We start from the raw sequence: 10,985 nt of genomic DNA, 5'->3' as shown, positions 1-10,985 counted from the left end.
AGCGCTAACTCATTGACACTGCTTGCTTTTCAGCAAGCTCCACCGCTGGAAACGCCTGGCGTTCCCGGCAGCGGATGCGTACTCTACCTCCTGGCCGGGACACTGGCAAGCCCTGGAGGCAAAAAAACTCCAAAGCTATCGCCTTTGGTCTTCAAGCGGCCGACTGGCACGGTCCAGCAACGATAGAATCGAGCGATAAGGAATCCCGCCATGCTGGCTGAGACCGATCTCACAGGTACGCGAGTTAGAATAACCAGCACTGCACCCTGCCACTTGTTCCGCCAACCCATCCAGCGCTACCGTGTTGAGCTCCGGCGTATTGAAGCCTTTGTCGCCGGCAAACCCGCAGCAGTGGATGTCGGCCGGCACCACTACGTCATTGGAACAAGCCCGCGCCAGCGCCACGAAACTATCGCTCAATCCCATCCGGGTACTGGAGCAAGTCACATGTGCGGCGATACGCTCATCAAGCGGGGTTACAGAAAGCCGCGGCAACAACTGCTCCTGAGCAAAGCTTACCGGCTCTTGCATGGAAAGCCGCTCATCTAGGTGCTCTTGCATCTGCAAGGTACAGGGACTGGTATCGCAGAGAATCGGGTAGTGTCCGTTTTGACTGGCTCGCAATAGCTCGCCATTCAACTCTTCAGCTTTGCGAGCTGCCTCGTCAAACAATCCTTTCGATTGAAACGCCATGCCGCAGCAGAGTTGCGAGATCTGTTGGGGCAAGATGACATCGAAGCCTGCTTTATCGAGCAACTGCAAGGTAATCTCCATAACCGAGCGTGTTTCAGCGTCGTCATGCGAGGCTCCGAAAACCCTGGTGGCACAGGAAGGTAGATAGACGACCTTTTCCCGGGAGTCATCACCAGGCGTGTCGCGTTTCAGCACCCGCACCGGTGCTGCCTTAGGCAAGGCTGGGCTCCACTGCGGCACTCGATTGCCACTGATACGGCGCGCCCCATGACTGAGTTTGCCTAGCAGATCTGGTCCCAGCGTAGCGCGTGCAATTCCCGCCATACTCAAGGTAGCTCGTCCGGCACTGGTAACTCCGGAAAAATGCCGTCCCACCAGATTGGCCGTGCCCGCCTTGCTCTGATTGTTGTCGTGACGCAGCTTGCGTACCAGATCTCCCGTATTGATACCCACCGGACACTGCATGGCACACAGGCCGGTCGCGGCGCAGGTTTCGATGCCCTGGTATGCATAGGCCTGCCAAAGTTCTTGGGCACGCGCTTTATCTTGATCACTGGCGCTATCACCCAGCGCTTCAAGCCTTGCCAACTCCCGGCGAAGCACGATGCGCTGGCGTGGTGTAAGCGTCAGGTCTTTTGATGGACAGACCACCTCGCAGAAGCCGCACTCGATGCACTTGTCGATCAGTGGGTCGGCTGCCGGCAACGGCTTGAGATTTTCCAGGTGCAGTGTCGGATTGCGACTCAGAATCACGTCAGGGTTGAGCAGATTATCCGGGTCGAACAAGGCCTTGAGTTCCCACATCAAGGCATAGGCGTCGCTACCCCACTCCAGCTCGACATAGGGCGCCATGTTGCGCCCGGTGCCATGCTCCGCCTTGAGCGAGCCGCCATACTCGACCCCTACCAGCTGGGCGACTTCATCCATCAATGCCTGATAACGCGCCACCTCGCCGGGTTTTTCGAAGCCCTGAGGGAAAACAAAATGCAGGTTACCCTCCAGCGCATGCCCGAACAGAATCGCCTCCTCATAGCCATGCCGGCGGAACACCTCAGTCAGCGCAAGCACACCCTCGTCGAGGCGTTCGATAGGAAAGGCAACATCCTCGATGATCACCGTGGTGCCGGTTTCGCGTACCGCGCCCACTGCGGGAAACAGCCCTTTGCGAATCTTCCAGTAGAGCGCATAGGTGGAAGCATCACGGGTAAAGGCAACCGGCTCGAGCGTCTGAATCTCGGCGAGAACCTTTTGCACCTGCTCAAGGCGCGACTCAAGCTCGGCGTCGTCATTACCGCGTACATCCACCAGCAGCGCTGCGGCGCCCTCTGGAAGCTCCTTGAGTACGGCCGGCATCCCGGCTTGATCCTGTACCGAGCGCAGGGCGGCACGATCCATCAACTCCACGGCGGATACCGGCGCCTGCTTGAGCGCGATCGTCGCTCGACAGGTAGTGGCCATGTCCGGGAATAAGGCCAGGGCCGCCGCTTTCTCGGGTTCGTCTATCACGCTCTCATAGGTGATGGCGCTGATGAAGCCCAAGGTGCCCTCGGAGCCGATCATGAGATGCTTGAGAATCTCGATTCCATCTTCGAAATCCACCAGGCTATTGAGCGCATAACCAGTGGTGTTCTTGAGCCGGTACTTGTGACGAATCTTCTCGGCCAGCGCCTCGTTGGCCCGAGTTTCGTTTCCAAGACGTTCAAGTCCCGACACCAGCGCAGCATGAGATTTGCGAAAAGCACTGACAATGTGTGGCTCGGCAGTATCCAGCAAGGCGCCATCGGCCAGGATGACGCGGATATCACGCACCGTTCGATAGCTGTTCTGGGCGGTACCGCAACACATGCCCGAGGCATTGTTGGCAGCGATTCCCCCGATCATGCAACTGTTGATCGAGGCCGGGTCAGGACCGATCTTGCGCTGGTAAGGCGCCAGCAACTGATTGGCCCGGGCGCCGATCACGCCAGGCTGCAGGCGAATCGCCCGGCCTTCATCGAGAATCTTGTGGCCCCGCCAACCTTGCCCGAGCTGGATCAATACCGAATCGGTCACCGCCTGGCCTGAAAGCGAGGTACCTGCCGCTCGAAACGTCACCGGCAAGCGCCGGACGCGGCATTCGGCCAGCACCCGCTGAAGCTCTTGTTCGGTTTCGGCGCGCACCACCAGCTGGGGAATCAGTCGGTAGAAGCTGGCATCGGTGCCATAAGCCAAGGTGCGCAGCGGATCATCGATCAAGCGTTCAGCGGGCATCGTTTCCAGCAGAACCGCCTTGAGCGCTTGCCAGGCATGGGAGGCCGAGGGGGTCATGCACTTGTCTCTTGTGCAGCAGCATGGCGCAGCAACACTACCAATTCACGCGGGCCATGCACGCCGTAGGCAAGCGTCTGTTCGATATCAGCAGTCTTGCTGGGCCCGGAAATCAGCAGGGCATTGGTCGGCATGCCCTGCGCCCAGCCATGCGCCTCGATCACATCAAAGAAGGTGTCCTCGATGCTCTCAGCGTCCAGCACGGCAATATGAATCGGCGGCACCAGGCTGATCAGGCGCGGCTCGTCCGGCGTGGGCCACAGCCACAGGCTCCCGGTCTCGGCAATGCCACCGCTGGTCGAGGTCAAGCCGGCATCGACACGTTCGAACTGTTCCCGTTGCCAGGTCTCGATATCGCGATCCACATCGACAAGCTCGACATCGGCTGCTTTCAAGGCCTCGCGCGCCTCGACCGCGATGGGATGCTCGCGACCCAATGCCAGACGCTTGATCGACTTGGCGGCTAGCACTTCGACTAAGCGGCGAGTCCAATCGCCTGACGGGGCGTGGATCACTTCGCCATGCACCGAGGTGATCAACCGCTCGAAGCGCTCAAGACGCTCCGTTCGACTCCAGCCACGATTGGTCACCACGGAAAAGTCACAGGCCGGGGGCGTCAGAGGGCCGTCGGTGCGCTCGCGCAGGCGCTTGAAAATCGCATCACGGGCGCTCATACGTCGCTCCTTTGTTTACGATGACGCTTGATCAACGCATGCAGCGTGGTCTTGGCGGGCTTGGGCGCCGTGCGATGGTCCGTCCAGGACCCCAGTTTCGATGGCATCAGCATGTTCAGTTTGCCGGCCATGGCGGTACCGCTACGCCAAGCGCCAGGGTGAGTCGCCAGCCACTGAAAGCTTTTCCAGGCAGCGACTTCCTTCTTGTTACGCTTGACCCCGGCGCCGGGGACATTGCCACGCCCTTCGCCCACGGCCTCACGACGCAGCCTTACCAGCAAATCGGGAATCGGAATCTTTACCGGACATACCTCCCCACAGGCACCACACAGGCTCGAGGCGCTGGGCAGATCCTTGGTATCTTCCAGCCCCAGCATATGAGGCATCAAGATACTGCCGATAGGGCCGGGATAAGTGGTGCCATAGGTATGGCCACCGACCCGCGTATACACCGGGCAGTGATTCATGCAGGCCCCGCAACGGATGCAGCGCAGGGTATCGAGCAGTTCATCATCCTGATAGATTCTGGAGCGTCCGTTGTCGACCAGTACCAGATGCACGGCTTGCGGCCCGTCGTGCTCCTGCGCCTTGCGCGGCCCGGAAATCATGTTGAAGTAAGTGGTCACATGCTGGCCGGTCGCCGAGCGCGAAAGCAGCGCATATAAAGGCGGCACATCCCGCAGGTGCTCCACCACTTTCTCGATACCCGTCACGGCGATATGCATCGGCGGCACAGCGGTGGTCATGCGCCCATTGCCTTCGTTTTCCACCAGACAGAGCGTTCCGGTCTCGGCGACTGCGAAGTTGACCCCGGAAATTCCCACGTCGGCGGCCATGAAGCGCTCGCGCAGCTGGGAGCGTGCCGCGGCGGTCATGTAATCGACATCGCGGGTACGCTCGGTTCCCGTCTTGTCGTGCAGGATGTCGGAAATTTCATCGGTATTGAGGTGAATCGCCGGCATGATGATGTGCGAGGGGGTCTGCTGATTGAGCTGCACCAGGTACTCGCCGAGATCGGATTCCAGCGCCTCGATGCCCGCCGCTTCAAGATGCTCATTGAGGTGCATCTCTTCGGAAACCATCGACTTGCCCTTGATGACCGCCTTGGCACCCCGTGCCTCGCACAGCTCGCGAATGATCCGACAGGCCTCCTCTCCGTCTTCAGCCCAATGCACCTGGATGCCATTGGCCTGGCAGTTGGCTTCTAACTGTTCGAGAAGCTCGGGTAATTTGGCCAGTGCTCGCATACGGATATTGGCACCGAGTTCACGCAGGGTTTCCAGATCCCAGTCGCCAAAGCTGTCATGCCGCTTGGTCATCAGGCCATCCATCGCCTTGCGGAAGTTGGCGCGAATCTGCGGGTTGCCCAGAGCATCGTGAGCCTGGCGATGAAAGTCGCGCGGAGTGAATGTCTGAACCGCATCGTCCTGCATGCTCATGAGCTTCTCCGCCACAGATAACTGGCAATATGTTCACCCGTCAGCGTTTTTTCCTGATGCTCGAAACGCCCCCCAATGTTCATTAGGCAGCCACAATCAGAGGTAACGAAACGCTTTGCTCCGGTCGCTTCAATGGCCTGCGTCTTGTCTTCCACCATGGCCGCCGAAATTTCCGGATGACGCACGGCAAAAGTCCCGCCGAAACCACAACATTCGGCGGCACGCTCTTGCTCCATCAACTCCACCTGGCCAAGCTTGGACAGCAGCATCGGGCCGGTTTCCGCCAGTCCCATTTCCCGCCGGGCGCTGCAGGAGGTGTGCATGGCGACTTTTTCGGGCTCGCCGCGATCTTCAAGCTTGAGCCGGCAGACATGCACCAGAAACTCGGTGAGCTCAAACACGCGTCCGGCTACCGCCTTGGCAAGCGCTTCGTCTTTCGTGCCGGCGAAAAGCTGCGGATAATGGGTATGCATCATCCCGCCGCAGGAGCCCGAAGGCACGATGATCGGCCAGTCCTGCTCGAACAACCCCAACTGTGAGCGAGCCACTTCGCGCGCCTCGGTTTGATAGCCGGAGGTATACGCCGGCTGGCCACAGCAGGTCTGATCATCAGGAAAGATGACCTCAATGCCCTCGCGTTCGAGCAAACGAATAGCATCCAGGCCGGCCTGAGGAAAAAAAATGTCGACCAGACAGGTGCCGTAAAAATACACCTTGTCCGGTTTAGGGGGATATAGCTTGACTGGCGCCATTCGCAGGGCTCCTCAGCATGCCGACTAGCGGAAATCGATAACACTGGAAAATTGGTAAAACCAATTTACCCCAATTAATTCTGTCAACACTAAGGAGATAACCAAACACTGTCAAATGGAAACCCTGGGCCGTACAGCCCTAAATACTTAGACTTTAGTCAAAAATACTCTGAATTCCCTTAGGATATTTTTCATCTATTCTTAGCGATGGACAAGGCATCTTGTCGTCACCTCAGCAAAAAGCTAATATTGGTCTTACCAATCTAAGAGAGTTTTTCATCATGAGCTATCCACCGCTGCGGCAGCCACGCCTGGCCGATGTGATCACTGAACGGCTGGAAGGCATGCTTCTGGAAGGCAGCCTGAAACCGGGCCAGCGCCTTCCTCCAGAGCGCGAGCTGGCCGAACGTTTCGGTGTCTCACGGCCGTCCCTGCGTGAGGCCATCCAAAAGCTTGCCGCACGCGGCTTGTTGACCAGTCGACAGGGTGGCGGCACCTTCGTCAATGATGAACTCAATAGCGGTTATACCGACCCGCTTCTGGAAATGCTTTCCAGACACAAGGAGTTTCACCTGGACCTGCTGGAATTTCGTGACGCCATGGAAGGAATTTCCGCCTACTATGCCGCCCTGCGCTCCACGCCAGCAGATAAAGCCATATTGATTCAGCGCTTCGAAGAACTCGATAGCGGCTTCGCCGGCGCCGACCCGGCACGCGAAGCCAAGCTGGATGCCGCCTTTCATCTGGCCATCGCCGAAGCGGCTCACAATGTTTTACTGCTGCATACGATTCGCGGCATTTTCGATTTACTGGAAAAAAGTATCGTCGACAACCTGGCTCACCTGTTTGCCAAACCGGACTCGCGTAGCCTGTTGATGAAGCAGCACCGCGCTCTACTCGATGCCATTCTCGAGGGCAAGCCTGAAGAAGCCCGGACTCGCGCTCATGAACATCTGGTTTTCGTCGAGGAAGGCCTGCTCGAAATGGCGCGTGCGGAAACCCGCTCACAACGTGCCCTGCGCCGCGCCCAGAGCACCACGATATCGGCATGAAGCGTTAGGCATTGCAGCCACACCCCTTAATGAATGAGGTTCTGGACACTTGCCCATGAACACCACTTTGCTGGCAGGGCTTTCACGTCGCTGGCGGCGTCTCTGGCTGGTCCTGCTTTCCCTGGGCTTGTTGCTATGCATGTGGCAAGCAGCCCAGATAGCCCGTGAGCAAGCCCTCGCCACCCTTCAAGGCGATGCCGAGAACGAACTGCGCTTATCGGTGGCCAACCTCAACGGCTACCTGCTGCGCTACGATTACCTGCCCAGCATGCTCGCCACCCGTGAAAGTGTGCAGCGCTTTCTCGTCTCACCGAAAAGTCAGGATCCCATGCCGCTCAACATGATGCTGGATCGCTTTCGCTTTACGGCTGGGGTGTCCGATGTCTACCTGCTGGATCGTCATGGCACCACCCTGGCGGCCAGCAACTGGCATCGCGCCAATACGTTCATCGGCCAGAACTACGCTTTTCGCAGCTATTACACCGCTGCCATTGCCGGCGGCCAAGGGCGCTTTTTCGGTTTGGGCGTGCAGTCGCTCGAACGCGGCTATTATTTCTCCGCGCCGGTGTGGCTCGACGATACCGCCCCTGATGCTCGCCCGGATGGCGTCATCGTGATCAAGGTATTGCTCGATACCGTTGAAGAAAGCTGGGCGAAACAGGATGCAACGCTGCTGGTCACCGATGCCGATGACATCATTTTCATGGCCAGTCGGGAACAGCTGCGCATGACGGCTCTGCAACCACTCTCCGAAAGCGAACGTGAAGCGCTACTGGCAACGCGTCGTTATGCCAACGAACCATTGCCTGCGGCGGGCATCGAGGAGCATGACACTTATGGTGACAATAGCCGGATCGTCAGTTTCGCCCACGGCGCAATGAAAAATGAAAACTATCTAAGGCTTACCCAGCCTATTCCCGAGTTTGGCTGGCAAATGCATATTCTCAAGCCCATGACGCCGGTGACCAACGCGCAATGGATAGCCGCCTCGATGGCGGGCGGCCTTTACGGGGTGCTGCTGCTCGGTGGCGGCATTGGCTGGCAACGCCTGCGCCTGCGCCGTGAGCGTGAAGCCTTCGCCGAACGTGAACGCCGCACTTTGGCACGAGTCCGTGACGAACTGGAAGTCAGCGTCGAACATCGCACGCGAGACCTAGTGGCCAGCAACTGCAGGCTATCGGCGGAAATCGAAGAACGTCGCCGCGCCGAAGACAACCTGCGCCAAACCCAGGATGAACTGATCCAGGCAGCCAAGCTTGCCGTGCTGGGCCAGCTCGCCGCGGGTATCAACCATGAGCTCAACCAACCGTTGGCAGCCATACGTGCCTATGGCGAGAACGCCCGCAGTTTTCTGGCCCGCGCGCAGTACACCAATGTCGATACCAACCTGGCGCAGATCATCGACCTGACTCAACGCATGGCCGAGATCAGCGCCCAGTTACGTCAGTTTTCTCGCAAGAGCGGCGAGCGCCAGGAAACCATCTCCGTGCAGGCCTGTGTTGATTACGCCTTGAGGCTATTCCAAAGCCGCCTTCGCGAAGGCAACGTGATGGTAGAACAGCATTGGCCCGACGAGATACTCTGGGTCACCGGTGACCTTATCCGCCTTGAGCAGGTGCTGGTCAATCTGATCAGCAACGCCCTGCATGCCATGAAGGACACCGAAAACCCTTGCCTGAAGCTAAGCGCCAGCCAAACCGGCAACAAGGTCATGATCCGTGTCGCTGATAACGGCCCCGGCATTCCCGAGACCCACCTGACGCATATTTTCGAACCCTTTTTTACCACCAAGACCCCGGGCAGTGGTTTGGGGCTGGGCCTTTCGATTTCCTCACGTATCATTGACGACCTGGCCGGCACCTTGCGTGCCGCCAATCGCCTCGAAGGCGGTGCCCAGTTCGAGCTGACTATCAGCCTTGCTTCATCGCCTCAGCCTTCTCAGGAGAGTGCTTCTCATGCATGAGCCGTCGACGTTTCCGGTGATGATCATCGACGACGAGCCCCATTTGCGTATCACCGCCAGCCAGACCCTGGAGCTTGCCGGCTATGCCACCCACTGTTACGAAAGTGCCGAAAGTGCCTTGAGCCAGCTGAGTGCCGACTTTCCCGGCGTGGTGGTCAGCGACATTCGCATGCCTGGAATGGACGGCATGGCCTTGCTGCGTGAATTACACCAACGCGACCCTACTCTGCCGATCATCCTGATTACCGGCCATGGAGATATTTCCACGGCAGTCGAAGCCATGCGCGAAGGTGCCTGGGATTTTCTGGAAAAACCCTTTGCCGGCGATCAGTTGGTCGAGGTAGTGCGCCGAGGCGTGGAAAAACGCCAGTTGAGTCTGGAGAATCGCCGCCTGAAGGCTGAACTGGAAGTCCAGCAGGCCGCGCTGGGTCCACGCCTGGTGGGCAGAACCACGGTGATTTCTCGGCTGGCCGCGATGATTCAACGCATCAGTCAGGTGGAAACCGATGTGCTGCTGTTCGGGGAAACCGGTACCGGCAAGGATCTGGTGGCCCGGGCCATTCACGAACGCAGTGCACGCCGCAACAGTCCCTTCATGGCGATCAACTGCGGCGCGGTGCCGGAAAACACCATCGAATCCGAGCTTTTCGGTCATGAAAAAGGCGCCTTTACCGGCGCTTTCGAGCGGCGTATCGGTAAATTCGAGCATGCCAATGGCGGCACGGTGTTTCTGGATGAAATCGAATCCATGCCTTTGGCATTGCAAGTCAAGCTGCTGCGCGTATTGCAGGAACGCTCCGTGGAACGGCTGGGAGCCAATGAGGTAGTACCGCTGAATATTCGGGTGATCACCGCCACCAAGGTGGACCTCAAGACGGCAGCCGAAACCGGCCAGTTTCGCGAAGATCTTTACTATCGGTTGAACGTCGTGACCCTGCCCCTTCCCGCATTGCGCGAACGGCGCGAGGATATCCCTCTGCTGTTTCAGCATTTTGCGGTAATTGCCGCCAACCGTAGCGGTCTGGAAGCGCCCACCCTGGATAGCCAGGGGATCGCCGTGCTGCTGGCCCATGACTGGCCAGGCAATGTACGCGAACTGCGCAACCTCGCCGAGCGTTACGTCCTGCTCGGCGCGGCCTTTGATTATCGTCTGGATGCACTGCTCGAAGGGGCTAGCGCCGACACCTGCGAGCCCGCGCTTCCCCATCAAGTCGAGCTGTTCGAAAAAAGCCTGATCAGTCAGTCATTGGCACGCTATAGAGGGCGTGTGAGCGAAGTGTGCCAACAGCTGGGCATTCCCCGCAAGACACTTTACGACAAGCTCAAGAAGCACCAACTAAAAGCCGACGATTACCGCCACAAGAACGACCCCTGAACCAGCAGCTCGCCCAGCACATTCCAGGGTGGCAGCCAAGGTAGCAGCACCGCGGTGGCGATCAGCATCAACAGCGAGGACAGCGGTCGGCGCGCATCGCATAACTTGAAGGCGGTACCGAACGAGCGCTTCAACCGTGCACCTTCCAGGTCCACGCTGTAAAGCTCATCCAGCAACAGATGGATCAGAAAACCTACCCCGATGGCCATGCCATGTGACCACGCCAAGCCAGCCGGCTGCTTCAATAATTGAAAACTCACTACAGCGGTCATCAGGCTACATAACGCCCCCGCCAGTATCGAATGCCAGATGCCTCTATGCACGGTAAGCCGAGAAAACAGTACGCTACCCAGGTAGCGCACGGCAAAGTAAATCCCCCCGCAGGCGACCAGCAACACCCCGGGGGTCAGCCAAGGCTGCAGCAACAGCACTCCCATCACCAGGGCTGGTACGGAAAGTAAGTTGAAAATCAAGCGTATGGAACGCGAACGGTCAGCATCAATATCGGGCAGGATACCGCCGAAGGTGACCAGCGCCAGCGCCAGCAGCGCCTGAGGTACCGCCCACCACTGGACCTGCCAACCTGCATACGCCAGCAGCGTGCCGCCTACAGCGGCAATGGTGATGTGGGTGCGGAAATTGGCCATGTCGCGGCAGCTCTTAAAAAGCTGGATAAATTAACAGATTGCAGGCTACCGCGACACTCTCTCCCGGATAAAAACACAGGGTG

The 10,985-nt window shown here is 58.5% G+C and carries 8 protein-coding genes; 3 read left to right on the top strand and 5 right to left on the bottom strand.

What is annotated here, in order from left to right; translation table 11 throughout:
- Nucleotides 1-135: 135 nt before the first annotated feature.
- The 4 genes from GPM19_RS14855 to GPM19_RS14840 are packed head-to-tail and all read right to left on the bottom strand — an operon-like array spanning nt 136 to nt 5,865.
- Entirely contained in the window at nt 136-3,000 is a 2,865-nt protein-coding gene (locus GPM19_RS14855; protein ID WP_160419801.1) for an FAD-binding and (Fe-S)-binding domain-containing protein, read from the bottom strand.
- Nucleotides 2,997-3,674 carry a LutC/YkgG family protein gene (locus GPM19_RS14850; RefSeq protein ID WP_160419800.1) on the bottom strand — a complete coding sequence of 226 codons (678 nt, stop codon included), beginning with the start codon at nt 3,672-3,674 and terminating at the stop codon, nt 2,997-2,999. Before GPM19_RS14850 ends, GPM19_RS14855 begins: the two co-directional genes overlap by 4 nt.
- Entirely contained in the window at nt 3,671-5,113 is a 1,443-nt protein-coding gene (locus tag GPM19_RS14845; protein WP_227842481.1) for a LutB/LldF family L-lactate oxidation iron-sulfur protein, read from the bottom strand. The genes GPM19_RS14850 and GPM19_RS14845 overlap by 4 nt, the downstream gene beginning before the upstream one ends.
- Complete coding sequence (locus GPM19_RS14840) at nt 5,110-5,865, bottom strand: (Fe-S)-binding protein (RefSeq protein ID WP_160419799.1); 756 nt, start codon at nt 5,863-5,865, stop codon at nt 5,110-5,112. Before GPM19_RS14840 ends, GPM19_RS14845 begins: the two co-directional genes overlap by 4 nt.
- Nucleotides 5,866-6,146: 281 nt before the next feature.
- On the opposite strand from GPM19_RS14840, the gene GPM19_RS14835 reads away from it, so the two are divergent.
- From GPM19_RS14835 to GPM19_RS14825, 3 genes are read left to right on the top strand one after another with little or no spacing between them, the layout of a single operon-like run.
- Nucleotides 6,147-6,917 carry a GntR family transcriptional regulator gene (locus tag GPM19_RS14835; protein WP_160419798.1) on the top strand — a complete coding sequence of 257 codons (771 nt, stop codon included), beginning with the start codon at nt 6,147-6,149 and terminating at the stop codon, nt 6,915-6,917.
- 55 nt (nt 6,918-6,972) lie between these two features.
- On the top strand, nt 6,973-8,880 hold the full coding sequence (locus tag GPM19_RS14830; protein ID WP_160419797.1) for a sensor histidine kinase: 1,908 nt from the start codon (nt 6,973-6,975) through the stop codon (nt 8,878-8,880).
- Nucleotides 8,873-10,255: a sigma-54-dependent transcriptional regulator gene (locus tag GPM19_RS14825; protein ID WP_160419796.1), complete on the top strand. Its 1,383-nt coding sequence runs from the start codon at nt 8,873-8,875 to the stop codon at nt 10,253-10,255. Before GPM19_RS14830 ends, GPM19_RS14825 begins: the two co-directional genes overlap by 8 nt.
- Here GPM19_RS14825 and GPM19_RS14820 read toward each other — a convergent pair.
- Nucleotides 10,231-10,902, bottom strand: a complete 672-nt coding sequence (locus GPM19_RS14820; protein WP_160419795.1) for a metal-dependent hydrolase — start codon at nt 10,900-10,902, stop codon at nt 10,231-10,233. The genes GPM19_RS14825 and GPM19_RS14820 overlap by 25 nt on opposite strands.
- Between the last annotated feature and the right edge of the window lie 83 nt (nt 10,903-10,985).

Source organism: Vreelandella zhuhanensis (genome assembly GCF_009793355.1).
GTDB classification, from domain to species: Bacteria; Pseudomonadota; Gammaproteobacteria; order Pseudomonadales; family Halomonadaceae; genus Vreelandella; species Vreelandella zhuhanensis.
The sequence above is the reverse complement of the archived record's forward strand: the minus strand, read 5'-3'. Positions and strand labels throughout refer to the sequence as shown.

What these genes read in the sequence shown, in the direction of transcription:
- GPM19_RS14855 (WP_160419801.1), bottom strand. Translation starts at nt 3,000, where the DNA reads ATGACCCCCTCGGCCTCCCATGCCTGGCAAGCGCTCAAGGCGGTTCTG.
- GPM19_RS14850 (WP_160419800.1), bottom strand. Translation starts at nt 3,674, where the DNA reads ATGAGCGCCCGTGATGCGATTTTCAAGCGCCTGCGCGAGCGCACCGAC.
- GPM19_RS14845 (WP_227842481.1), bottom strand. Translation starts at nt 5,113, where the DNA reads ATGAGCATGCAGGACGATGCGGTTCAGACATTCACTCCGCGCGACTTT.
- GPM19_RS14840 (WP_160419799.1), bottom strand. Translation starts at nt 5,865, where the DNA reads ATGGCGCCAGTCAAGCTATATCCCCCTAAACCGGACAAGGTGTATTTT.
- GPM19_RS14835 (WP_160419798.1), top strand. Translation starts at nt 6,147, where the DNA reads ATGAGCTATCCACCGCTGCGGCAGCCACGCCTGGCCGATGTGATCACT.
- GPM19_RS14830 (WP_160419797.1), top strand. Translation starts at nt 6,973, where the DNA reads ATGAACACCACTTTGCTGGCAGGGCTTTCACGTCGCTGGCGGCGTCTC.
- GPM19_RS14825 (WP_160419796.1), top strand. Translation starts at nt 8,873, where the DNA reads ATGCATGAGCCGTCGACGTTTCCGGTGATGATCATCGACGACGAGCCC.
- GPM19_RS14820 (WP_160419795.1), bottom strand. Translation starts at nt 10,902, where the DNA reads ATGGCCAATTTCCGCACCCACATCACCATTGCCGCTGTAGGCGGCACG.